We start from the raw sequence: 23,466 nt of genomic DNA, 5'->3' as shown, positions 1-23,466 counted from the left end.
CCTTGCGGGGGGACGCCTATTCTGCCTCCCGGTCGACGGCCGCCTGCACGCTCTTGTAAAAGGCCTCACGCGCCGCGCCGACGCCTTCGGGATCGGTGGCCGTCGGCCAGTTGCCGTTCGAAGCAATCACCAGTTGTCGCTTGGGATCGATGAATATCCCCTGGCCGAAAATGCCCTGCGCGGCGAAACTGCCGTCGTCGTTCGTCCACCATTGATAGCCATATCCGCGCCCCGGAATGTCGATCCCGGCCTGCTTGGTCGTCGCGGATGCCAGCCAGTCGTCGGGCAGTATCTTCTCGCCCCCCGCAACTCCGCCATTCAGGATGAATTGCCCGAACCGCGCATAGTCCTTGAGGCTTGCCGACATGCAGCATCCGCTGATCTCGTGCCCCGTCGCGCCGAGCATCCACACCGCGTCCTGCTCCATGCCGAACGGTTTCCAGATCTTTTCGGACAGATAGGCCGACAGTGTCTTGCCCGTCGCGCTCGACACGAGCACGCCGATCAAATTGGTTTCGCCGGTCTTGTATACCCACTTCGATCCCGCCGGCGCTTCGCGCGGCAAGGTCTTCATATAGCTGACTGTTATATCCTCGCCGGCGACCGGCTTCTGCATATTGAACTGCGCAACGTCGGACTTGGGATCGGTATAATCCTCATTCCATTTGACCCCCGAGGTCATCGTCAGCAATTGCCGGACGCTGACATCGTCATAAGCCGAACCCTTAAGGCCGGGGATATAGACGGTGACCTTGTCGTCGAGGCTTTTAATATAGCCGTCCTTTACCGCCGCGCCGACGAGGGTGGAGGTGAAGCTCTTGGCGACCGAAAAGCTGGTCCAACGGCCCGCGGCGCCATAGCCGAGCGCATATTTTTCGAGCCGGATCTTGCCGTCCTGGACGATGATGAGCCCCGCGTTGCGCTGCTTCGCCATATAGGCATCGATGTCCGATCCGACATCGAGCGGCTTGCCTTGCGGCAAGGGATAGACGGCGTCGCCGGCCTCGACCGTGTTGACGACGACCTTCGGAACCGTCTCCATCGTCCGGAAGGCGGCGTCGCGTTGATCTTGGGTCCAGAACAGCACATTCAGATCCTTTGGCAATATGTCGTTGGCATGGGTGGACGCGGGCGCACCGCACCCCGCTGCTGCGGCGCATAAAAGCCCCGCCGCCCAAAATCGTCGCATGCTTTTCCTCCCCTGTTCTCAGGCTCTTTTTTCTAGTGTGACTTGCGCGACGTCGATGCCTCCGCCGCGAAACCCACCTTCGCAATATTGAAGATAATAGCGCCAGAGCCGCACGAAGCGCTCGTCGAACCCGGGAGGCAGATCGTTCGCTGCTACGACCGCGTCGAACCGCTCGCGCCACTGACGCAGCGTTTCGGCATAGTCACCGCCAAACCGGCGCACGTCGCGCCAGACAAGGCCGCGCGCCTCGGCCAGCGCGCGAAAGCGGCTTTCGGAGATCAGGCATCCGCCGGGGAAGATATAGGCCTGGATGAAGTCGCTGCTCGCCGCATAGCGCTCGAAAAGCGCGTCGTTGATCAAGATGTACTGGATGGCCGCCTTGCCCCCCGGCCGAAGAAGCCCGGCGATCGCATCGAGATAGGCCGGCCAATATTCCTGCCCGACCGCTTCGACCATCTCGACGCTGGCGATCGCGTCATAGGGGCCTTTTGCGTCGCGATAATCGCAAATCTCGATATGCGAGCGCCCGGTGAGGTCGACCGCGGCCAACCGTGCATCAGCAATCTCGGCCTGGGCCGCCGACAGGGTGATGCCGGTATAAAGGACATCATGGCGCTCGACCGCGCGTTCGGCGAGTGCGCCCCATCCGCATCCGATCTCGAGCAGCCGGCTTCCCGAACGCAGGTCGAGCCGGTCGAGGATCGCGTCGACCTTGGCCGCCTGCGCCTGTTCGAGCGACTGGCCGGGATCGGTGAACATCGCGCTGGAATAATTCATCGCGGGGTCGAGCCACAGGCGGTAGAAATCATTGCCCAGATCGTAATGGGCATGAATGTTTCGCTTGGCGCCGCGGCGATCGTTGCGATGAAAGGCGTGGATCGCCTTGTTCAGCCAGCGCGAGGGGCCGCGCGCGCGCGCCACATTGCCCAGCGATTCGCCATTGCGCATGAACAGGTCGAACAGCGGTACCGGATCGGGCGACGACCATTCCAGCGCTTCCCACGCGCGGTACCAGCCAACCGAGCCAGACAGCGCCAGCCGCGCGAGCGCCGCCCAGCGATGAAGGTGGACAACGGCGACGGGGCCCTTGCCGCGCCCGCCGAGCAGGCGCACGCTGCCGTCGGGCAAATGCCCCTCGATCGTCCCTTGCGCGAGGCCGGCGTCGATGCGGTCGAGAAGGCGGTGGAACAGGCCTGCGGGTGCGAGCGCAATCAGCCGGGCCATCGCGCCGCCGGTGCGGTAGGCTCGATCGGCGCGGAGCAGTTCCTTGCCGCGGCGCGGGCTGACATGCGTGTTCATAGCCCCTTCCTGCCTTAAAGCTGTGCGGCTGACAATCGGTTGCCGCATGGCGTCACGACGTCCCTCGCCCCACGATCAATCCGTATGGCTTGCCGTGTCGGGCGCGGTCAGCCGGACCTGGAAACGGCCCTGTGCCAGCGGATGCATGAAGCGCTGGTCGCGCAGCAGGATTGCGTCGCCATCGCCCTGCGCCACCGGCATCCGCGACCAGAACAGGAAAGCGCGGGCGGCGGGGTCGCCCTTTACCCAGGTTGCGAGGCGGGGGTCGTCCATGCCCGTCGGACTGCCGGTCAGATCGACCGTTCCGCCGAGGCCCGGCACGAAGCTCGCGCTGCCGTAACGATCGACGGTTCGCCAGAAGATGTCGCGTTTCCAGAACGCCAGCGGGGGTGGACTGGCGACGACCAGCGCGTCCTTACGGCCGCCAGCCTCAAGCGCGCTCGATGCCATGCGCTCGGCGGCGCCAGTGATGAGGCCGTTGGCAAAGATATAGGCGCAAACCGCCGTGAAGCCGATCCATGCCGGGCGCCGCCAATTGGCCGCTCCGTGGCGCTCACCGCGGAGCGAAAGCCAGACCGACACCGCGAGCGCAATCCATATCCACAGGTCGATGATAAAAATGCTGTCGCCGTAAAACCAGCGATGGCTGAAGGGCTCGAGCAGGCGGATCCCGTAATTGTTGAGCCAGTCGAGCGCCGGATGGCTGAGGCACCCGATATAGGCGAGCACGAGCAACCAGCCCTTGTCGACAGGTAGCCGGTCGGCGGGCCGCTTGCCGCGCCGCGCCTGCCAGCGATCGAAGGCAAGCATCAGCCCCCACAGGATAAGCGGCAGCACAAGCAGCGCAATCGGCCCGTGCGTGATCCCGCGCCGCATCGCCAGCGATTCGATCCCGTAGATCGCGCAACCAGCATCGATATCGGGCAGGTTCGCCGCGATGATCAACGTCGGCATCGCGAGGCCGGTCTTTTTCTTGAGTCCCATCTGCCCAAGAACCGCCCCGACCAGGCTGTGCGTCAGATTATCCATGACGGCGGACGGTCAGAGTTCCGGGCCGCCCTCGGTCACTGTCCAGGTCTGTCCCTTTTTGAGCAGTCCCTGCAGGTCCGCCTTCTTGCCCTCGGCTGCCGCCTTGTTCTGGCGAACGACATCGGCCTCGAAGGTCGGGCGCGGATCGTCGTAGAGCACGCCAAGCGCCATCGGGAACTCGCCGAAGCGCATTTCCACGAGCATATGCGCGACGCTGCGGTTGGTAACATCATGCACGATCACGCCCGCGGCTTCCCAATCGCCATCGACCACATCGACGGTCTTGAGGTGCAGCGCCTCGGCGTCGAGCGCGATGCCCTTGGTGCCCTTGGCATAAAGCATCGGTTCGCCCTGCTTCAGCCAGAGCTGGCGGTCTTCGGCTCCCTTGGGCGCCGCAAAATCCTCGAACACATCTTTATTATAGACGATACAGTTCTGGAAAATCTCGATAAAGGCTGCGCCCTTGTGGGCGTGCGCAGCCTTCAGAACATTGGGCAGTTCCTTCGACACGTCGAAGCCGCGCGCGACGAAACGCGCCCCCGCTCCCAGCGCAAAGGCCGCGGGCTGCGCCGGACGGTCGACCGAGCCATAGGGGGTCGAGGGGCTCGTCGTGCCGACGCGGCTCGTCGGCGAATATTGCCCCTTGGTCAGCCCGTAAATCTCGTTGTTGAACAACATGATCTGGCAATCGAGATTGCGGCGGATCAGGTGCATCGTGTGGTTTCCGCCGATCGACAGCCCGTCGCCGTCGCCGGTGACAATCCAGATGTCGAGCCCCGGATTGGCGAGCTTCAAACCGGTCGCGAACGCCGGCGCGCGGCCGTGGATGGTGTGGAAGCCATAGGTTTCCATATAATAAGGGAAGCGCGACGAGCAGCCGATGCCGCTGATGAATACCGTATTCTCGGGCGCGGTGCCGATTTCGGGCATGGTCCGCTGCACTGCCTTGAGGATCGCATAGTCCCCGCAGCCCGGGCACCAGCGGACTTCCTGATCGGTCTCCCAATCCTTGAGCGTCGTCGGGCGCGCGATGGTCGTCATCTCGTTCATGGCATTTCCTCTAGGGGCAACAACGCTTGCGCGTCAGCCCAGCGCTCCCTCGATCGCAGCTTCGATTTCGGCAATGGTGAAGGGCTGGCCCGACACCTTGTTTACGGGTTTTGCGTCGACCAGATATTGATCGCGCAGCACGGTTTTCAATTGCCCGGTATTCATTTCGGGCACGATCACCTTCTCATAGCTCTTGAGCAATTCGCCGAGATTGGCGGGCAGCGGCCAGATGTGGCGGATATGGATATGGCTGACGTCGGCGCCTTGCGCCCGCTGGCGACGCACCGCCTGGTGGATCGGGCCGAAGGTCGAGCCCCACCCGACGACCGCGAGCCTTCCGCCTTCGGCGCCAAGTTCGACGACCTGGTCGGGGACCTTGACGCCGTCGATCTTGTCCTTGCGGATGTCGGTCATCGCCTGGTGGTTGGCGGGCGCATAGTTGATGTGGCCGGTGTCGACTTCCTTCTCGATCCCCCCGATGCGGTGAAGCAAACCGGGGGTGCCGGGCTTGACCCACGGACGCTTGAGATTTTCGTCGCGGCCATAGGGCTTGAAGCCGCCCTCCGGCACTTCGGTCAGGAATTCGACCGGGAACGCCTCATAGGCGGTAAGATCGGGCACCGCCCAAGGCTCGGCAGCGTTGGCGATATAGCCGTCCGTGAGCAGCATCACCGGGGTCATATATTGCACCGCGATGCGCACCGCCTCGATCGCGCATTCGAACGCGTCGCCGGGCGAGCGCGCGGCGATCACCGGCATCGGCGCATCGCCGTTACGGCCATAGACCGCCTGATAGAGGTCGGACTGCTCGGTCTTCGTCGGCAGGCCAGTCGAGGGACCGCCGCGCTGCGAATTGACGATAACGAGGGGCAACTCGGTCATGATCGCAAGGCCCATCGCCTCGCCCTTCAGGGCGATGCCGGGGCCCGACGAACTGGTCACGCCGAGCGAGCCGCCGTAGCTCGCGCCGATCGCGGAACAAATGGCGGCGATTTCGTCCTCGGCCTGGAAGGTCGTGACGTCATATTCCTTCAGCCGCGACAGGTGATGCAGGATCGCCGACGCCGGGGTGATCGGATAGCCGCCGAAGAACATTGGCAGCTTCGCGAGCTGCGCCCCCGCGACGAGGCCGAGCGCGATGCCCTCGGCACCGGTCAGCGTGCGGTAGAGCCCCGGCGCCGCGGGTGCGGGATCGACATGCTGCTGTTTCAGCGGTCCCGCGAGCTCGGCCGTTTCGCCATAGGCATGGCCGGCGTTGAGCGCAGCGACGTTGGCGGCGGCAAGGTTCGGGTCCTTGGCGAACTTCGCGTTCAGCCAGTCTATCAGCGGCTGGCGATCGCGGTCGAACATCCAGAGCGAAAGCCCCAGCGTCCACATATTCTTGCAGCGCAGCGCCTCCTTGTTGCCGAGCCCGAAGGGCTTGACCGCGTCCATGGTGAGCTGGCTGATATTGAGCTTCAACAATTGCCACTTCGCAAGGCTGCCGTCCTCGAGCGGGTTGGCGTCATATTTCGCCTTGGCGAGGTTGCGGTCGTTGAACTCGCCCTCGTCGGCGATGATGAGGCCGCCCTGCTTCAGCTGCGGGACATTGGTCTTGAGCGCCGCGGGGTTCATTGCGACAAGCACGTCGGGCGCGTCGCCCGCAGTGTCGATCGCCGACGAACCGAAATTGATCTGGAAGGCCGACACGCCGAAGAGCGTGCCTTGCGGGGCGCGAATTTCGGCAGGGAAATCGGGGAAGGTCGCGAAGTCGTTGCCCGCCAGCGCCGACGACAAGGTAAACTGACCGCCGGTGAGCTGCATCCCGTCGCCGCTGTCGCCGGCAAAACGAACCACCACCGCATCCGAAAGGGGGGACTGCCGCTTGCCGGCTTCGTCCGCTACCGCTGTCGCCATTTTTCGTATCTGCCTTTGAAACTTGCGAACCTGTGACACTGGCCTAGGCCTGTGGGCGCTTCGCCGCAATTGAGAAAAATTTGTGCGCAGCAAAGGGAGAAGCGCAGGTGGGTTTCATTTCGGGATTGAATTTAACCCGTCGATACCGAATAGCATGGTGAAAATTGGATCAGGGAGAGATGCAGATGACCGACGGCACCACCCATTTAACGCGCCCCGACGTGGCGGCTTTCCTCGCCTTCCTGAACGGGCAGGAAGGCCCGAAGATGGAGGAGATGCCGCCGGAAGGCGCGCGCGAGATGTTCCGTGTGATGGGCCAGCTCGCCGACGTGCCCCGCGGCGAGATCGCGCATGTCGAGGACCGAGCCATCCCGGGGCCCGCGGGCGATATCGCCATCCGCATATACGACAATCGCCCCGACCGCGAAACCGGTCCGGTGATGGTATTCTATCACGGCGGCGGGTGGGTGATCGGCGATCTCGACACGCACGATCCCTATTGCGCCGAGGCCGCGCGGCTGCTCGACATGCCCGTGATCGCCGTCGATTACCGCCTTGCGCCCGAACATCCCTTCCCCGCCGCGCCGGAGGATTGCGAAGCGGCGACGCGATGGGTCGCCGACCATATCCCTTGCACCGGCCTTGTCCTTTCGGGCGAAAGCGCCGGCGGCAATCTGACGATCGCCACCGCGCTCAGCCTGCGCGACAAGCCCGCGGCGAAACCGGTCATCGCGATACACCCCATCTATCCGGCGGTCACGACGCACGACGACTGGCAAAGCTATCGCGATTTCGGCGAGGGCCATCTGCTGACCAAAGGCAGCATGGCCTGGTTCGGCAATCATTATGCCGCTGATTCTGCCGATTACCGCGCCTCGCCGCTCGATTTCCCGGCCGAAGGCTTGCCGCCGACGCTGCTCGTGACCGCGGGGCTCGACCCGCTGCGCGACCAGGGGCGCGCTTACGCCGCGAAGCTGATCGAAGCGGGGGTCCCGACAACCTACCGCGAGGCGAAGGGCAATATCCACGGCTATATCAATCTGTCGCAGGGAATCCCGAGCGCGAAGGAGGACATCCGCGGCGCGCTCGCCATATTGAAAGCGATCGTCGCCGAAGCTAACGGCACGGCATGATCGATCACGACAAACTTCCCTATCGCCCGTGCGCGGGCGTGATGCTCGCCAACCGCGACGGCCGCATCTTCGTCGGCCAGCGCCTCGATACCACCACCGAGGCGTGGCAGATGCCGCAAGGCGGTATCGACGACGGCGAGGATGCCGAGGAAGCCGCGATCCGCGAACTTGGCGAGGAAACCGGCGTCCATGGCGGGCTGGTCGAGATCATCGCGCGCAGCAAAGAGGAATATTTCTACGACCTCCCCGACCATCTGATCGGCAAGATGTGGGGCGGAAAATATCGCGGGCAGCGCCAGCACTGGTTCCTGATGCGTTTCATGGGCGACGACGGCGACGTCAACATCCACACCGAGCATCAGGAATTTCGCGCGTGGAAATGGGCCGAGCTGGGCGAGATCGAGAAGCTGATCGTCCCCTTCAAACGCGCACTTTATCGCGGATTGGTCGAGGAATTCGGCCCGCTCGTCTGATCCCGGAGCGCGATCGCGGTGCGAAAGACGTCGGCGAACATCTCAGCCGTCAGCCGCCCGGTGTTCGTGTTGTAACGCGAGCAATGATAGCTATCGACGAGGTAGCGGTCGCCGGGCAGCGCATGGACCGCGCCGTGCCCGAAAGGGTGCGCGGCGATGCGCTCGCCTGCCGCGCGCAGCGCCGCATCGTGGGCGATCCGCCCGAGCGCGATAATCACCCGGACTGCCGGCAGGGCGGCAAGCTGACGCTCGAAAAAGGGGCGGCAGTTCGCGATCTCCGAAGGCATCGGCTTGTTCTGAGGCGGGAGGCATTTGACGCTGTTGACGATGATCGCCCCGTCGAGCGTCAGCCCGTCGTCGATCCGCGCATCGTAGCATCCTTTACTCAGCCCGAATTCGGCCAGCGTCGCGAACAGCAGGTTGCCGGCATAATCGCCCGTGAATGGCCGTCCGGTGCGGTTCGCGCCATGCTTGCCCGGCGCCAGCCCGGCGAACGCCAGCCAGGCTTCGGGATCGCCGAAGGCATAGACCGGCGCGTTCCACCAGTCAGGATGCTGATCCTGACAGGCACGGCGCAAGGCGACGAGCCGCGGGCAGCGCGGGCAATCGCGCGGCGGCTCGGTTCCGGGCAACGGGCTGTCAATTTCCACCTATCTGCGATAGGCGCGCATCTATGAGCAACGCAATGCCGCTCCCCCTATATGCCATCGGCCTCGGGTCGAACCGGCGCCATGCGCGGTATGGCGATCCACGCGCCGTGCTGCTCGCCGCGCTCGCCGCGCTGGAGAGCGACGATATCGAGGCGGTCGATGCCAGCCCGATCATCGCGAGCGACCCGATCGGTCCGTCGCGCCGCCGTTATGCTAACGCCGTCGCGCTCGTCGCCTCCGAGCTGAGTCCGCCCGAGATGCTCGATCGTTTGCAGGAAATCGAAGCGCGCTTCGGTCGCCGCACCGGTCAGCGCTGGAGCGCGCGGACGCTCGACCTCGATATCTTGCTCTGGTCGGGCGGGGCGTGGGCCGATGCCAGCCTCACCATTCCCCATCCGGCACTCGAAAGGCGCGCCTTCGTGCTCGGCCCGCTGCGCGCGATCGTCCCCGGATGGAAGCACCCCTTGCGGGGACGCAGCGTTCGCCAACTCGCCGCACGGTTGATCCGTCCGAAGCCGGTTGACCCGAACGCGTCGGGGCACTAGGGCGGCGGCTCACTTCGCAAGATCGCCTTGGCGGTATCGCGATGGGCCCTTAGCTCAGTCGGTAGAGCAACTGACTTTTAATCAGTAGGTCGCTGGTTCGAACCCAGCAGGGCTCACCATTGACCTTGATCGACATGACAAAACCGGGCCTTAACGTCCCGGCTGCGCACAATCTCTTGGTAGTATGTCGCCGATAGAATATGGCGACGATACCGGGCCATTGCCCGATGGAGACAGTCGGGCGATGAAGATATTATTGACCGGCGGCGCCGGATATATCGGTAGCCATGTCGCCGCCGCCTTGGTGTCGTCGGGGCATGAAGCCGTCTGTTTCGACAATCTTTCCAACAGCGATGCAGCCGTGATGGACCGGCTCGAGGCGATCACCGGCACTGCCATTCCGCTGGTCGAAGGCGACATCCGCGACCGCGACGCGCTGCGCGATGCCCTCACGGAATATGGCGCCGAGGCGGTCATTCATTTCGCAGGCCTCAAAGCTGTGGGCGAATCGGTCGCCGAGCCGATGAAATATTACGATAATAATGTCCGCGGTACGCTGACGCTGCTCGAAGCGATGCGCGATTGCAACGTCCGCACGCTGGTCTTCTCGTCGAGCGCGACCGTCTATGGCCAGCCGCAATATCTGCCGCTCGACGAAGATCATCCGACATCGGCAACCAATCCTTATGGGCGTACCAAGCTGATGATCGAGGAGATGCTGGCCGATGTCGCGGCCGCCGATGCCGACTGGCGTATCGCGATCCTGCGCTATTTCAACCCGGTCGGCGCGCATGACAGCGGGCTGATCGGCGAAAATCCGAATGGCATTCCGAACAATCTGATGCCCTTCATCAGCCGGGTTGCCGCTGGCCGGCTTGCGGAATTGTCGGTATTCGGCAATGATTATGACACGCCTGACGGGACCGGCGTCCGCGACTATATCCATGTCGTCGACCTCGCCGACGGTCATGTCGCGGCGCTCGATGCGATCGCCAAAGCCAGCCAACCGCTGTCGATATGGAACCTTGGTACCGGCCAGGGCTATTCGGTGCTCGGCATGGTCGAGGCGTTCGAGCGCATTAACGGCGTTCGCGTGCCGTACCGCATCGCTCCACGCCGCGACGGCGACGTCGCGAGTTGCTTTGCCAGCCCCGAACGCGCGGCGCGTGAACTGGGCTGGAAGGCAAGCCGCGACCTGGACGCCATGTGCGCGTCGAGCTGGCGTTTCGAACGCATGCTCGCCACGCGCAATGCCGACTAGCCGAGCCAGCCAGCGGTCTGCGCGAGTACCCACAGACCGATGACGAGGAACAGGGCTGCGGCGACCATGCGAACCTTGGCCAGGTCGACGCGTTTGAGCAGCTCATTGCCAAGGAAGATTGCCGGGACATTGGCGATCATCATGCCGAGCGTCGTTCCCGCCGTCACCGCCACGACATTCTGATATTGCGCACCGAGCGCGATCGTCGCGACCTGTGTCTTGTCGCCCATTTCGACAAGGAAGAAGGCGACTAGCGTCGTCAGAAACGCGCCGAAGCGCGGCTTGGGCGCTTCGTCATCGTCGAACTTGTCCGGGATAAGCGTCCATAGCGCCATGGCGACGAACGACAGGCCGATCGCATACCGAAAAACTGCGCTGTCGAGCAAGGCTGCCGCCGATGCGCCAAGCAGCGCCGCCAGCGCATGGTTGGCGAGCGTAGCGACCAAGATACCGAGGATGATCGGCACCGGACGGCCGAAACGTGCTGCGAGCAGGATCGCCAGCAACTGCGTCTTGTCGCCGATTTCGGCGAGCGCAACGACGGCGGTCGAGGTGAACAGGGCTTCCATGGGATACTCCGGGGCCGGACGGCTGCGATTCCAATAGACACCGGACCCGCCGTCCGGCCCGGACGAAGGTCGATGCCATTGGTCTCGCCCAAACGGTTTCCCGTTTCCACCGCACCATGACCTCTCGGCCAAGTATGTTGACGCGGCGGCCCGTCGCGAAGGACGGCTGGCTACTCCCCAGATGACGGCGGCGGGTTAGACGGCTTCGCGGTCTCAGACAAGTCCTTTGACGCCGCAGGCGCAGCCTGATCGGATTTCGCGATATCGGCGTCCATCGCCTTCGCGCGCGCTTCGATCTCTGTTGCCGCCTTGTCATAGCGCTCGTCGAACCGCGGTTCGTCCTCGCACGCTGAGAGCAGCAGCACGGACAGGAACAGGATGGCGGCGCGCATCAATAATCCTTGCGGTAGCGGATGCTGAGGTTCGACTGGCCTGACCCGCCCGCCTGACTCAGCAGCGACAACGCCGGAGTCAGGCTGATCTCCAGCTGCGTCGCGGTATAGCCGCGCGCGTCGGTGATCACCTCCAGATAGATGTCCTTGGTGATATACTGCCCGGCGGCGAGCGCCGCGCCGCGCCCCACAGTGTCGTCGGGGCCGAGAATGCGAAGCCGGTCTATCCCCGTCGCCGATTGCAGCGCGCCGAGCGGGCTCAGTCCTCCGCCCCCGCTGCTCAGCGCGTTGAGCGACGAGGCGAGCTGGACCGCCTGGAGCGGCGAGAGCGTCGTGATCGAATCGCCGAACAGGATGCGCGACACGATCTCGTCCTGTGGCAGGCCGGGCACGCTCGAGAAGGCGATTTGGGGATTGCTCGCGCGACCCGTCACGCTGACATTCACCGTCACCGTTTCGATCGTATCGCTTGCCAGCAGCCGGATCGCAGGGTCGAACGCGTCGCCAGTCGGGAAGGTCACCCGGCCTTCCTGCAATTCGAACGAACGCCCGGCGAAGCCCAGCGTCCCGCGCACCAGCTCGATCTCGCCCGTCACGCGCGGCGCCTCGGTCGTGCCGCGCAGCACGATGTCGGCCTTCCATTCGGATTCGAGCCCCATGCCGCTGACATAGATTTCGTCGGGCGCCTCCAGCGCGATGTCGAGCCGGATGAGGTCGAACAAGCTGCCGCCGACCGCCGCGAGACCGTCACCGCTGATCCGCGGACGGCCTGCGGGCGGCTTGCGGCGGACCCCGGTCAATATCGGCACCTGCGCTGCGCCCTCGCGCACGATCTTGTACCGGGTTTCGGGAAGGCGGAGGCTGCCCGACAGCAAGGCCGTCTGCCCCGCGACCTTTTCGAGCGTCAGATTGCCCGTCGCGCGCGCACCAATATTTTCGCTGCGCGCCAGCCGCGCATTGTCGAGCGTCGCCGCGATACTCATCGGATAGCCGTCGGCCGACGCCAGGCTGATAAAGCCCTTTGCCTCGACGGTGCCGTCGCCCGCGGTTGCCTTGAGCTGCTCGATTTCCAGCCGGTTCCCGGTGAAGCGACCGTTCACGACCATGTTCGTCAGCCGCGTGCCGTAGATCTGATTTTCATAGACCATGTCCTTGCCGCGCACGACCCCGTTCAGGCAGGGATCGGATACGCTGCAGCTGAAATCGGCCGCAACCGCGACCGGTCCGGTCACATGCTGGTCGGCGGGACCGAAGAAGGAGTAGAGCGTATCGGCGGGGCCGTTGTAGCGGATACCGCCGCCCAGCGGCGCTGCCATCAGGCGTTCGGTCCAGCTGCCCGCCCCCGCGCCAAGCGGCCGCAGCGATGCCTGCATCCGTCCGATCACGCTGCCGCGCTTGCGCATCACGGCCCGCGCTTCGCCACCATCGCTGAGCAGCTTGCCGGCAAAATTGACGTCGACCGGTTGGCTGACCGAGGCGGCGGTCGTCCGCGTGAAGCCGGTGATCGTCAGCCGCGCGTCGGCGCGCGGGAAGCTGTCGGCACTGGCCTGTTCGAAATCGAGGCTTCCCGAAGCGCGGCCGCCAAGGCCCATATCGGGATAAACGGCGTTGAGGATCGCCATATTGACGCGTTCGAGCCGGCTCTGCAACATGATGCCCTCGCCGAAGCGGCCCGCGATCCGCGCGCTGCTGCCACGGCCCAGGTTGACTGTCGTGGGCAGCAATTCATAGCCGTCGGCGCCAGGGATGATCCGCGCGGGCGATGTGGTGCGGAAATTAATGCCCGTTGCCCGGCCCTGCACCGATGCGCGCCACAAGTCGGGTTTCAGGTCGGCATTGGCGGCAACGCGGAACGGCACACCACTGGTCCCTTCGACCAGCGCCTGCGCGCGGCCGCTGCCGTCGCGATAGTCGATCTTGACCCTGCCGACGGCGATATCGAATTCGCGGATGCGCGTCTGCGCAATCTGAATGTCGGCAACGACGTGCGGATTGTCGTACAGCGTGACGTCGGCATCGACGATCGCCGAACCGACCGAAAGCTGCGCCGCGCCGGGCAGCACGACATTGTTTGCGCGGACGTTGATCGCGGCGGCCTGATATTGACCCGCCGCGCTCAGGCGGACGAGACCGCCCAGTCCCTGCCCCGATGCGTCGAGCCGCCCGACGAACGGCCCCACATCGCTTTGCACCAATCGCCCCTTGAAGCCGATGCCCGACAGGTCGCCGCGTTCGACATCGATCGTCAGCGGACCTTTCGCCGTGAGCAAAAGGACATCGGCCGACAGGGGACCATAGTCCGTCTCGCCCGTCGCGGCGAGGCGATAGCCGTCCGGCGCGCCGTTGATGCGCGCCACAAGCTTGGCAAGGCCGATGCCGAGCCCCGGGCGTTCGGCGGTCACGACCGCGTTGGGATCGCTGATTGTGCCGGCCACCTGGACACCGACCGGACCATAGTCGGTCGAGTGGGCGCGCGCCGTCAGCCGGATCTGCCCGTTCGGCGTATAGCTCCCCTGCCCGCCGGTAATCCGCAGGCGCGGGGCGGAGAGGCGGAGGTTGGCGAAACGGACGAGACCGTCGGTGCCATAGCGCACGTCACTCGATGCCGTGGCGTTGCCGCCGAGGAAGTCGCGCACTCCCGAATTGAACAACCGTGTCGATCGTGCCCGGACTCGGCCGGCGATTTCGAACCCGCCGCGCGGCGCGGTCTTGAGATCGGCATCGGTGTCGATATCGAAAATGCCGACGCTTTCGATGCGATAATCGTTGATCCGTCCGTCGATCGCCCCGGTGTAGAAACCCTTGTTGAGGTCGGCGACAAGAATCGCCTTGGCGTCGATACGCGGCGAACGAAGGCGCAGATTATCGCTGAGGATGCGCCCGTCGCTATAGGCCAGGTCACCGTCGAGCCGGACCTGAACGAGCGTGCCGCCAGCAACGGCGTCAAGGCCGCGAATTCGCGCGGCGCGGCCCGCGACCGGAATGGCGATCTGGTCGGCATCAACGCGCGCCTTGCCGGCAAGGCTCAGTCCCTCGACGACGATATCGTTGACCGCGAGGCTGTTCGCATTCGCCCGATAATCGACCGTCGGCAACGCGAACTCTCCGTCGAGCGTAGCGGTCGCGCGAAGGCCGTTCGCCCTCACCGCCGGCGCAATCGCGCCCGACCGCAATATATTGACCGCTAGTTGCAGGCTCTCGTAGCGATTGGTGCCAAGGTCGATGCCGCCGCTTATACCAAGCTCGGCGGTGTCCGACGACAGGCGTCCGTCGACCGCCGCCTTGCGCTTGTCGAGCCGCGCGGTCAGGTCGATCGCCGTTTCGCCGCCCAATATCTCCGCTGCCGGTCCTTCGGCGAACAGTCGCGACGCCTGGGCGCTTCCCTTTGCCGCGAAGGTGCCGTGGCGCGCCGTCAACGCAACGCGCGCGAGCGGCGCGGCGCCGAGGTTCGCGGTCAGATTGCCGTTCCAGGTCTTCCAGTCGCCGCGCCCGTCGAGCTTCGCGGTCAGCGTTTCTTCGAAGCCGCCCATCGCGGCGAGCACACCGTCCTTGGGTGCCGAAACATCGAGCGTCACGGCCAGCCGGTTCTGATCGGGCACCGCGTCGAGCAGCAATTTCAGCCTGTCGCCCTGTCCGCCGCCGCCGCTGAGCGTCGCGGCGTTTGCGGTCACTTGCGCCCGGCGGTCGGCGATCGCGACCTTGCCGTTGAGCGTCGCCACCTGGCGTTCGCCCGCAACGGCGGGTTCGAAGACAAAGCGGTCGATCCGCAGCAGCCCGACGTCGATATCGAGATCGGGAAGCAAGGGCTCGCCGGTGTCGGGAACCGGCTTGAATTCGGGCAATTTACGCATCGTCATCGTCGCGGCGGTGGCCGATCGGATATCCACATGGTTCGCAAGATAGCGAATCGGCCGCCAGTCGACCCGCACTTCGGGCGAGGCGAGTAAGACGCCCTTTGGGTCGGACAGCGTAAAATTCCGGATGACCATCTCGCCATAGAGCGATCCATCGAGCCGGCCGATCCCGATCTTCATCCCGTTTTCGAATTCATATTTCTCGATCTGGGTGACGACGAAACGGCGTCCGGCGTCGCTATTGAGCCCGATGAGAAACAGGGCGAAAAGCAATATCAACCCGAGCAGCGCCAACCCGATCCAGCGCAAGGTCGTGCGCGGCCACGATCGGCTTGGCGCCGGCGCGGCCTGTTCGGCATCGAAGGCAGCGTCGTCGGTCATCAAAAGGCCTGCCCGATCGAGACATAGACGCTGACCCGCGCCTCACCCGGCTTGCGCCCGATCGGCGTCGCGATGTCGAACCGCATCGGGCCGAAATTGGTATAATAGCGCGCGCCGACCCCCGCGCCGAAACGCAGGTTCGAAAAATCGGGTGTCGAACCGCGATACACCTGTCCCGCGTCGACGAAGCCGACGACCCCGAAATTGCCGAACCGATATCGCCCCTCGAATGCGGCTTCGTTGACGCTGCGGCCGCCGATCGGATCGTTATTCGGATCCTTGGGCCCCAGTTCCTGATAGCCGAAACCGCGCACCGACCCACCACCGCCGGCATAGAAGCGCCGCGACGGGGCCAGCCGCTCGCGCGCCGCGCCCAGAATCGAACCGACGCGGACGCGGCCTGCCAATACGATGCTATCGGTAACCGGATAATAGCCGCTGACGTCGAGCCGCGCCCGCGCATAGGGTGAGAAGCGCCCGGCGAGCGAACCTTCGGGCTGGATCAGCGCGGTGACGCGGAATCCCTTGGTCGGATCGAGCAGGCTGTCGGTGCGATCCATCCCGACCTGCCCCGTCAGGCCAAGGATCGTATAGAAATCATAGCTGCGGTCGCCCGCGACGAAGTCATAATCATCCTCGCGCGTCGCGATCAGCTCGGCGCCATAGGCATAGGTGAATTTTTTCTGCCAGATCGGGGTCGAATCATAGCTGACCCGCGCGCCGACACGCCCCGTGATCGCGTTGAACGCATCATAGGTGCTGCGTGTGACTTCGGTCACGAGTTCGAATGTGCGGTCGCGGCGCCCGGCGTTGGACCGACGCAGGGTTGCGCCCACCCCCTGCTCCTGCGTCCCGGCGACGCCACGGAAAATCAACGCGCCTTCGGGCGGCAGGAAGTTGCGGTGCGTCCAGCTGCCCTCGAGCCTCAGGCCCTCGCCCGTGCCATAGCCCGCGCTCGCCGCAATCGTCCGCGGCGGTCCGGCCTGCTGCGTGACGAGCATCGTGACATATTCGGTCCCGTCGTCGGCGCTTTCACCGGTCGGCTGCGGCTCGGCGGCGACTGTCGCGAATAGGCCCGTCGCCACCAGCGCCTGCCGAAGGTCGTCGACCTTGCGGCTGTCATACAGATCGCCGCGCTTGAAGCGCGCCAACACTTCGACATGCTCGGCATCGAAGGCGAGGTCGCCAGTTGTCTCGATCCCGCCGAAGCGCGAGCGCTTACCGATGTCGATCGGCAACGTGTAAACCCCGTCGCCCGTGGCGTCGTCGAGCAGGATGTCGCGCTGGCCGACCTTGGCAAAGGGGTACCCTTCCTCCGGCAGCTTGAGCGCGACCGCTGCCTCCGCGCCCTGGATGCGCTGCGCGACGATCGGCTCGCCGACACTCAGTGGAAAATTGTCGGCGATCAGGCTCGGCGGTATCGTCGGCGCCGCGTCGATGATGATGTCCGCCAACGTGTAGCGCTTGCCCGGCTTGACGTCGATCACCGCGGTGATGGGCCGGCGCTGGCGTTCCTGTCCTTCCGAACGCTCCCCGCGATCGATCCGCGTATCGACGACCGCGTCATAATAGCCCTCGGACGCGAGGATGCGCTGCATCAGTTCGCCGTCGGCAGACAGCCGCGCGCGGATCATCGCGGCATTGTCGGCCTTGCCGTCGCCATCATAGAGCGCCGACAAATCGCCGAACAGGTCGGCCAGATCGACGTCGGTGCTGTCGTCGGCCGCATCGAGCCCGTTGACCTTCACCGAATAAGCGATGCTGACGTCGCCCCTGTTTTCCTCTGCCTCGGCAAAAACCACGGGTTCGACGTTGAAATTTTCAAGCGAGGGAAGCGGGGCCGCGAGTTCCTGGTCGCTGATCGGTGCATCGCCGATCGCCTCGACCGTATCGCCATCGGCCAGCGCCGGGACGGGCGCGCCGTCGATCGTCGGCGCTTGCGCCTCCACAGCGGTTTCTCCGGAGTCAGTAGAATCCTTCGCCGCTTCGGCGGCCTGCCGCTTCTCGAAATCGGCGATGGATTCGAGCGGGCGGTCGAGTTCGGCGTCGTCCTCGGCGGCGATCGGCGGAATCGCCTTGTCGAACTCGTCGTCCTGGATGATCGGCGCGACCTCGGGGAGTTGCGCCTCCGGCGGCGGCGGTGTCGGCGACGCTATCGGTTCGTCCACCGCCGGTGGGAGCGTCGGCACGACGGCGGACGGCGCGACCTGCTGCGCCCCGGCTGACGCTGTCCAGCCCAAAGCAAGGATGGACACCGAAAGGACCGACAGATGCCGCACCCGCGACGGTCGCCGCGAGTGGCTTGCACATGTTATTTCAGGTAAATGCATCTGTGATCCGCCGATGACGCCTGTCTGGCGTGCCCGCGGCGGCGGCGCAACCGGATTCTATGGCCGAAACGTCCGCATGCCCCATCATTTCGTCGCATTTCCCCTGCCCGTTCGGTGGGTGCCCCCGATCAACGAGCCCGCGCCGATCAAGTTCCCCCGCTCAGGAATCGACCCCGAACAGGTCGCGGCTATAGACCTTGTCGATCACATCGGCGAGTTCGTCGCCGATCCGGTTGGCGATGATCACATCGGCTTCGGCTTTGAACGCCGCGAGGTCGTGTACGACGCGCGAATTGAACAGTGCCGGCTCTTCGAGCAGCGGTTCATAGATGATGACCTCCACCCCCTTGGCCTTGATCCGCTTCATCACACCCAGAATACTGCTCGCGCGAAAATTGTCCGAGCCCGCCTTCATCGCCAGCCGGTGAATCCCGACGACGCGCGGCTTGCGCTTCAACACCTCGGACGCGACGAAATCCTTGCGCGTCGTATTCGACGAAACGATCGCCTGGATCAGGTTCTGCGGAACCTCCTTGTAGTTGGCGAGCATTTGCTTGGTGTCCTTGGGCAGGCAATAGCCGCCATAGCCGAAGGAGGGATTGTTATAAAATTGCCCGATCCGCGGATCGAGCCCCACCCCGTCGATGATCTGGCGCGAATCCGCGCCGTGCATCGCGGCATAGGTGTCGAGTTCGTTGAAGAAGGCGACGCGCATCGCAAGATAGGTATTGGCGAAAAGCTTGATCGCCTCGGCCTCGGTGTTGCCGGTCTGCAGCACCGTCGCATCGGGTTTCAGCGACGCGGCGAGCAACAGGTTCGCGAACTCGGCGGCGCGGGGATGGGTATTGCCGATGATGATACGCGACGGGTACAGATTATCGTACAACGCGCGTCCTTCGCGCAGGAATTCGGGCGAAAAGACGATCGCCTCGCTGCCATGCTCGCTGCGCATCCGGTCGGTAAAGCCGACGGGAACGGTCGACTTGACGACGATCATCGCGCCCGGTGCCATCTTCAGCGCGTCGGCGATCACCGATTCCACCGATCCCGTGTCGAAATAATTGGAATCGGGATCATAGTCCGTCGGCGTCGCGACGACGACGAAATCGGCGCCATCATAAGCGAGCGCCTTGTCGGTCGTTGCGACCAGATCCAGTTCGCGATTTGTCAGATATTCCTCGATCTCGGGGTCGGCGATGGGCGACATCCGCGCGTTGAGCTGTTCGACCTTGCGACTGTCTATATCGAGCGCGACGACCCGGTTGTTTTGCGCAAGCAGAACAGCGTTGGAAATACCGACATAGCCGGTTCCGACGATTGCGATTTTTACCGGGGTGTTCGGCACTATGATATTTCCTCTGTCGCGCAGGATCATGCGGGCGTCGCCCCGTAACAGCGGGGGCCCTATCGCTCAACCCTTGCGCGACAGGGCGTGACTGGCGGCCGGGCGCCCCGTTCAGGTTCCGCAAAAGGTCTTATAGGGAGCGGCATCCTCGGGTCCGGGTTGCGCATAATCGGCCCATTCCGCGCGTGATGTGTAAGGGTTGCGAACCACGTGCAACAGTTCGCGCCAGGGAGCAAGGTCGCCCGTTTCGGCGGCGGCGAGTGCCAGTTCGACGCGATGATTGCGAGGAATATAAAGCGGATTCTCCCGGTCCATCGCGTCGGCGCGTTCGAGCGGTGCGATCGTTTCGCGTTCGAGATGCGCCCACCAGTCCGAGATCCAAGGCGCCATCGCGTCGGCGGTGGGCAGCAACGCGTTCAGCATCGCCCCGTCGCCGCGCAACAATTGCGCGAGAGCTCGAAAGAAGGAAGTGAAATCGACCGCATGCAGTTCAAGTTCGCCGAACAGTGCATCGATCAGCGCGATATCGTCATCGTGGGCTTGGCCAAGGCCCAGCTTCGCACGCATCCTGATGAACCAGGCCTCCCGAAAACGCTCCGGGATCGCATCGACCAGCGCCTTGGCGCGATCGACGTCTGCAGGGTCGACCGCGTGGATGGCGGGCAACAAGGCTTCGGCAAAGCGCGCCATGTTCCAGTGCATGATCTGCGGCTGGCGACCATAGGCATAACGCCCGTTCGCATCGATCGAGCTGAACACCGTTTCGACAGCGAACCGGTCCATGAAGGCGCAGGGACCATAATCGATGGTCTCTCCGCTGATCGCAACATTGTCGGTATTCATCACGCCGTGGATGAACCCGGCGCCGAGCCAATGGGCCACCAGATCGCACTGCAGCGCGATGACGCGGTCGAGCAATGCCAGATGCGGATTGGGTGCATCGGCCAGATCGGGGAAATGACGCCCGATGCTGTAATCGGATAGCTGGGCCACATGGTCGGCGCCGAAATGGGCGGCGAAGAACTGGAAGGTTCCGACGCGGATATGGCTGCTCGCGATCCGCGTGAGAACGGCGCCGGGATGGCTCCGCTCGCGTTGTACACGGTCGCCGGTTGCAACGGCAGCCAGCGACCGTGTCGTCGGCACACCCATCGCGGCCATGGCTTCGGACACGAGAAATTCTCGCAGAACCGGGCCGATCGCGGCTTTGCCATCGCCGTTGCGCGAAAAGGCTGTTGGCCCGGATCCCTTCAACTGAACGTCGAACCTCACGCCGTCGGGCGCGATCAATTCGCCCAGCAGCAGCGCGCGGCCGTCACCGAGTTGCGGCGAAAAATGACCGAACTGGTGGCCTGCATAAGCGAGGGCCAGCGGCGCTGCCCCCGCGGGCAACGCCTGCCCCGAAAACAATCGGGCCAGTTCTTCACGATCGGTGTGTTCGGTATTTAGCCCAAGCCGCGCGGCAAGCGGTTCATTGAAAGCGAGAAGTTCTGGCGCCGGGGGCTTCGCTGCCGCAGCGGGAGCATAAAAGCCTTCCATCCGGTCATGGAAGCTGTTGTCGAAGGCGAAATCCATAACGCCCTATGTCGAGCGTGAACGCCATGAATGCAAGCTCGCAGCGAGGGACATCAGCGCTGGAACCCCTGATAGAGCGCCGGCAGGTCGCGTTGCGGAATCGGCGGCCCGTCCTTCTTGCGGCCGAGAAAATATGTGCCCGACGGACCATCCCACAGCGCGCGGGGGTCCATGAACCGGTCCAGCATCCGCAAGACGACAAGCAGCGGATAGGAAATCGCCGTGGCAGCCTTGCGGCTGCGCAGCAGGCCCCATAAGAAATAACGTATCGCCCAAGCCAGAACGACACCTGGCCCCTTGTTGCCCCCCATGGCCAACGCATCGAACCGGCGGAAGAGAAAGCGGTGTCCGGTCACGCTGAAGCGCTGAAAGTCGTAGGCGCCCTCATGCACCTGCTGCATGAAGGGCGTTTCAGCATAGACGATCCCGTCGGGTTTCAGGACACGCTCGATCTCGGCAACGACGCGCTGCGGCTCCGCCACATGTTCCAACACCGCCTGAATCCAGACCCCGTCGAAACTTTGTTCGCGAAATGGCAGGTCGTGCGCATCGGCAACGACGTGGGTAGTGTGGCTTGGATAGATATCGATGCCGACACGCTGCACCCCGTCGTTTTCCCACAACATGTCGGTGCCCTGGCCGCGCTCGCCCGAGCCGATGACGAGGATCCGCGGAACCGGCGCAATCTTTCCGATCTCGTCGAGAAATCGCCGGCAATTGGCGAGCGTGACCGAACTCGTCCCGCCGGTAAGGCGTTGAAGCCGCTTCTTCACACTTTCGGGACGGCGCTTCATATAAACGTCGCTGCCGCCTTCTGCGTCGATATAGGCTTCGCGCCGGCAGAGCGTGTTGCCCGCAAAGTCGATCAACACCGGTATCCCGCGAAAGACCGGAAAGCCGCCTGCTTCCATTGCATATTCGCAATTGGCATCGCTGCACCCCCACCTCTTGCCGCTGCCCACGACAGGCGCACGATGGGCAGCCGGGCATGCCAGCAAGTTCGGGAAATCAATATCGGACACGCATCAAACTTTCCATATGGTCCGGCAAAAGACGCCACGACCTATTTGGCACCAAAACCTCGAACCACAACGAGCACGGTTTTGAACAGAATGACGAGGTCGATCCACATCGAGAAATTCTTGATGTAGTAGAAGTCATAGCGGAGCTTGTCATGCACCTCGCTGATGCCCGCGACATGCCCCTGGTTCACCTGCGCCCAACCCGTGATCCCCGGCCGCACGATATGGCGATAGGAGTAGAAAGGGATTTCCTTTTCATACCATTCGGAAAGCGGCCTCGCCTCGGGGCGCGGGCCGATCCAGCTCATATCGCCGAGAAGGATGTTGAGGATCTGGGGGAGTTCGTCGATGCGCGTCCGGCGAAGAAACCGTCCTGGCCTGGTGACCCGCGCATCATCGTCCTTTGTAATCGCGTCATCGACGCGGTCGGCTTTGGCGACCTCGCGCGAATGCATCGTGCGGAATTTCAGGACGCGAAACGGTCGCGCGCGATAGCCGATTCGTTCCTGGCGGAAAAAGACCGAACCCGGGGAATCGAAGCGGATGACAAGCGCTGTTATCAGCAGGATCGGAAGCAGCAATGGGAGGACGGCCAGCGACAGCAGGATGTCGATGAGCCGCTTGCCCTTCGCGTAGGAATTGCTCGGAATCAGCGAGCCGAGACTATTTTCCGACAGATGTTCGATGCGGACCTTGCCGGTCGAGGCTTCCCACACCTGTTTGTAATGATAAACGCCGATCCCGTTCAACGCGGCCATTGCGAAGGCGCGCTCCCATTCGGCAGAATGATCGTGATGGAGGTCCGCGACGATGACCACATCGCCGTCGCTCGGCAACACGGGCGCTTCAAGCATGATCCATGCCGCGTCGAGATCGCGACTTATACGATCGATGCTGCCACCGGGAACCAGATAATATTGCTTGCCTTCGCGGCGGCGCTCGAGCGCGCCGATTGCAAAACGGACAGCCATGCTGGTGGCGAATGTGAGCATCAGCAACGCACCGCTATACGGCGCGCGCACCAGCAAGATCCCGGCCATCGCAATGCCGTAAGCACCCGCAAGAGAAGGAAAAACATAACTGACGCCGATGGTACCCGGAAAGGCGCCGAACTTGCGCACTGTGACGACGGCAATCATCGTACAGATGGCTGCGGCGATTGACGAATTGATGGCTGCCGGATTGCGCGCGAGAAACGACAAGTCGCCGCGAATATATAGGAATATCGGCAAGGCCACGCCGAACAGCAGACAGAGCAGCAATTGCGTCCGGAGCAAGCCGAAAAAATGGGGCAGCGAGCGTGATCTCGTGAACACCTGTTCGGTCTGATTCACAGGTAGGGCTTTCATGCTAATTTTCGTATCCGGATAGTTTGGAAATTCAAAGAAAAACAACAACGATTTGCGCACAAGCACAAACGGACTCAATGATAAATTCCACGTTCGGAGTGATCGATATCAGCCCTCCCTTTTT

18 protein-coding genes, 1 tRNA gene and 1 riboswitch are annotated in these 23,466 nt (G+C 63.7%); of the genes, 5 read left to right on the top strand and 14 right to left on the bottom strand.

All coding sequences use genetic code 11. The features are described 5' to 3' along the window. Positions 1-16 precede the first annotated feature (16 nt). From HDC35_RS00605 to HDC35_RS00585, 5 genes are all read right to left on the bottom strand, one after another. A complete protein-coding gene (locus tag HDC35_RS00605; protein ID WP_184642951.1) occupies positions 17-1,189 on the bottom strand; it encodes a serine hydrolase in 1,173 nt (390 codons plus the stop codon). An 18-nt stretch (positions 1,190-1,207) separates the two neighbouring features. Continuing rightward, a complete protein-coding gene (locus HDC35_RS00600; protein WP_184642950.1) occupies positions 1,208-2,488 on the bottom strand; it encodes a cyclopropane-fatty-acyl-phospholipid synthase family protein in 1,281 nt (426 codons plus the stop codon). A 75-nt stretch (positions 2,489-2,563) separates the two neighbouring features. Continuing rightward, positions 2,564-3,517 (bottom strand): metal-dependent hydrolase, encoded by a 954-nt coding sequence (locus tag HDC35_RS00595; protein WP_184642949.1) that lies wholly within the window; start codon positions 3,515-3,517, stop codon positions 2,564-2,566. Between the two features lie 12 nt (positions 3,518-3,529). Further along, positions 3,530-4,567 (bottom strand): 2-oxoacid:ferredoxin oxidoreductase subunit beta, encoded by a 1,038-nt coding sequence (locus tag HDC35_RS00590; RefSeq protein WP_184642948.1) that lies wholly within the window; start codon positions 4,565-4,567, stop codon positions 3,530-3,532. Between the two features lie 33 nt (positions 4,568-4,600). Continuing rightward, a complete protein-coding gene (locus HDC35_RS00585) occupies positions 4,601-6,463 on the bottom strand; it encodes a 2-oxoacid:acceptor oxidoreductase subunit alpha (protein ID WP_184642947.1) in 1,863 nt (620 codons plus the stop codon). Between the two features lie 185 nt (positions 6,464-6,648). Between HDC35_RS00585 and HDC35_RS00580 the strand changes: the two genes are divergently transcribed. After that, complete coding sequence (locus HDC35_RS00580; RefSeq protein ID WP_184642946.1) at positions 6,649-7,596, top strand: alpha/beta hydrolase; 948 nt, start codon at positions 6,649-6,651, stop codon at positions 7,594-7,596. Beyond that, positions 7,593-8,069: an RNA pyrophosphohydrolase gene (locus HDC35_RS00575; RefSeq protein WP_184642945.1), complete on the top strand. Its 477-nt coding sequence runs from the start codon at positions 7,593-7,595 to the stop codon at positions 8,067-8,069. The genes HDC35_RS00580 and HDC35_RS00575 overlap by 4 nt, the downstream gene beginning before the upstream one ends. Here the strand turns inward: HDC35_RS00575 and HDC35_RS00570 are convergent. Then, positions 8,030-8,719: a uracil-DNA glycosylase gene (locus tag HDC35_RS00570; RefSeq protein WP_184642944.1), complete on the bottom strand. Its 690-nt coding sequence runs from the start codon at positions 8,717-8,719 to the stop codon at positions 8,030-8,032. The two genes, HDC35_RS00575 and HDC35_RS00570, sit on opposite strands and share 40 nt — an antisense overlap. Positions 8,720-8,742: 23 nt before the next feature. Here HDC35_RS00570 and folK point away from each other — a divergent pair, with 23 nt between their 5' ends. From folK to galE, 3 genes are all read left to right on the top strand, one after another. Then, on the top strand, positions 8,743-9,264 hold the full coding sequence (gene folK, locus HDC35_RS00565; protein ID WP_184642943.1) for a 2-amino-4-hydroxy-6-hydroxymethyldihydropteridine diphosphokinase: 522 nt from the start codon (positions 8,743-8,745) through the stop codon (positions 9,262-9,264). Positions 9,265-9,307: 43 nt separating this feature from the next. Continuing rightward, positions 9,308-9,383, top strand: a tRNA-Lys gene (locus HDC35_RS00560). A 125-nt stretch (positions 9,384-9,508) separates the two neighbouring features. Beyond that, complete coding sequence (gene galE, locus HDC35_RS00555) at positions 9,509-10,525, top strand: UDP-glucose 4-epimerase GalE (protein ID WP_184642942.1); 1,017 nt, start codon at positions 9,509-9,511, stop codon at positions 10,523-10,525. Here galE and HDC35_RS00550 read toward each other — a convergent pair. The 8 genes from HDC35_RS00550 to HDC35_RS00515 form a co-directional block, all read right to left on the bottom strand. Next, positions 10,522-11,094: a TMEM165/GDT1 family protein gene (locus HDC35_RS00550; protein WP_184642941.1), complete on the bottom strand. Its 573-nt coding sequence runs from the start codon at positions 11,092-11,094 to the stop codon at positions 10,522-10,524. The two genes, galE and HDC35_RS00550, sit on opposite strands and share 4 nt — an antisense overlap. Before the next feature lie 16 nt (positions 11,095-11,110). Beyond that, positions 11,111-11,286, bottom strand: a riboswitch (yybP-ykoY riboswitch). Beyond that, entirely contained in the window at positions 11,265-11,486 is a 222-nt protein-coding gene (locus HDC35_RS00545; RefSeq protein ID WP_184642940.1) for a hypothetical protein, read from the bottom strand. (Overlaps the previous riboswitch by 22 nt.) Next, on the bottom strand, positions 11,486-15,721 hold the full coding sequence (locus tag HDC35_RS00540; RefSeq protein WP_184642939.1) for a translocation/assembly module TamB domain-containing protein: 4,236 nt from the start codon (positions 15,719-15,721) through the stop codon (positions 11,486-11,488). The genes HDC35_RS00545 and HDC35_RS00540 overlap by 1 nt, the downstream gene beginning before the upstream one ends. Further along, the gene (locus tag HDC35_RS00535; protein ID WP_311770691.1) at positions 15,721-17,889 is read right to left on the bottom strand and encodes a BamA/TamA family outer membrane protein; all 2,169 of its coding nucleotides are present in this window, start codon (positions 17,887-17,889) and stop codon (positions 15,721-15,723) included. The genes HDC35_RS00540 and HDC35_RS00535 overlap by 1 nt, the downstream gene beginning before the upstream one ends. A gap of 322 nt (positions 17,890-18,211) precedes the next feature. Beyond that, positions 18,212-19,396 (bottom strand): nucleotide sugar dehydrogenase, encoded by a 1,185-nt coding sequence (locus tag HDC35_RS00530; protein WP_311770690.1) that lies wholly within the window; start codon positions 19,394-19,396, stop codon positions 18,212-18,214. A 111-nt stretch (positions 19,397-19,507) separates the two neighbouring features. After that, positions 19,508-20,971: a YdiU family protein gene (locus HDC35_RS00525; protein ID WP_184642936.1), complete on the bottom strand. Its 1,464-nt coding sequence runs from the start codon at positions 20,969-20,971 to the stop codon at positions 19,508-19,510. A 53-nt stretch (positions 20,972-21,024) separates the two neighbouring features. Beyond that, complete coding sequence (locus HDC35_RS00520) at positions 21,025-21,993, bottom strand: class I SAM-dependent methyltransferase (RefSeq protein ID WP_184642935.1); 969 nt, start codon at positions 21,991-21,993, stop codon at positions 21,025-21,027. Between the two features lie 41 nt (positions 21,994-22,034). Further along, complete coding sequence (locus HDC35_RS00515) at positions 22,035-23,408, bottom strand: exopolysaccharide biosynthesis polyprenyl glycosylphosphotransferase (protein WP_184642934.1); 1,374 nt, start codon at positions 23,406-23,408, stop codon at positions 22,035-22,037. Between the last annotated feature and the right edge of the window lie 58 nt (positions 23,409-23,466).

Origin of the sequence: Sphingopyxis sp. JAI128, from assembly GCF_014207235.1 — a bacterium.
Classification (GTDB): Bacteria; Pseudomonadota; Alphaproteobacteria; order Sphingomonadales; family Sphingomonadaceae; genus Sphingopyxis.
The sequence above is the reverse complement of the archived record's forward strand: the minus strand, read 5'-3'. Positions and strand labels throughout refer to the sequence as shown.

Bases quoted from the DNA above. Each gene is read 5' to 3' on its own strand.
- HDC35_RS00605 (WP_184642951.1), bottom strand. From the start codon at position 1,189: ATGCGACGATTTTGGGCGGCGGGGCTTTTATGCGCCGCAGCAGCGGGG.
- HDC35_RS00600 (WP_184642950.1), bottom strand. From the start codon at position 2,488: ATGAACACGCATGTCAGCCCGCGCCGCGGCAAGGAACTGCTCCGCGCC.
- HDC35_RS00595 (WP_184642949.1), bottom strand. From the start codon at position 3,517: ATGGATAATCTGACGCACAGCCTGGTCGGGGCGGTTCTTGGGCAGATG.
- HDC35_RS00590 (WP_184642948.1), bottom strand. From the start codon at position 4,567: ATGAACGAGATGACGACCATCGCGCGCCCGACGACGCTCAAGGATTGG.
- HDC35_RS00585 (WP_184642947.1), bottom strand. From the start codon at position 6,463: ATGGCGACAGCGGTAGCGGACGAAGCCGGCAAGCGGCAGTCCCCCCTT.
- HDC35_RS00580 (WP_184642946.1), top strand. From the start codon at position 6,649: ATGACCGACGGCACCACCCATTTAACGCGCCCCGACGTGGCGGCTTTC.
- HDC35_RS00575 (WP_184642945.1), top strand. From the start codon at position 7,593: ATGATCGATCACGACAAACTTCCCTATCGCCCGTGCGCGGGCGTGATG.
- folK (WP_184642943.1), top strand. From the start codon at position 8,743: ATGAGCAACGCAATGCCGCTCCCCCTATATGCCATCGGCCTCGGGTCG.
- galE (WP_184642942.1), top strand. From the start codon at position 9,509: ATGAAGATATTATTGACCGGCGGCGCCGGATATATCGGTAGCCATGTC.
- HDC35_RS00550 (WP_184642941.1), bottom strand. From the start codon at position 11,094: ATGGAAGCCCTGTTCACCTCGACCGCCGTCGTTGCGCTCGCCGAAATC.
- HDC35_RS00545 (WP_184642940.1), bottom strand. From the start codon at position 11,486: ATGCGCGCCGCCATCCTGTTCCTGTCCGTGCTGCTGCTCTCAGCGTGC.
- HDC35_RS00540 (WP_184642939.1), bottom strand. From the start codon at position 15,721: ATGACCGACGACGCTGCCTTCGATGCCGAACAGGCCGCGCCGGCGCCA.
- HDC35_RS00525 (WP_184642936.1), bottom strand. From the start codon at position 20,971: ATGGATTTCGCCTTCGACAACAGCTTCCATGACCGGATGGAAGGCTTT.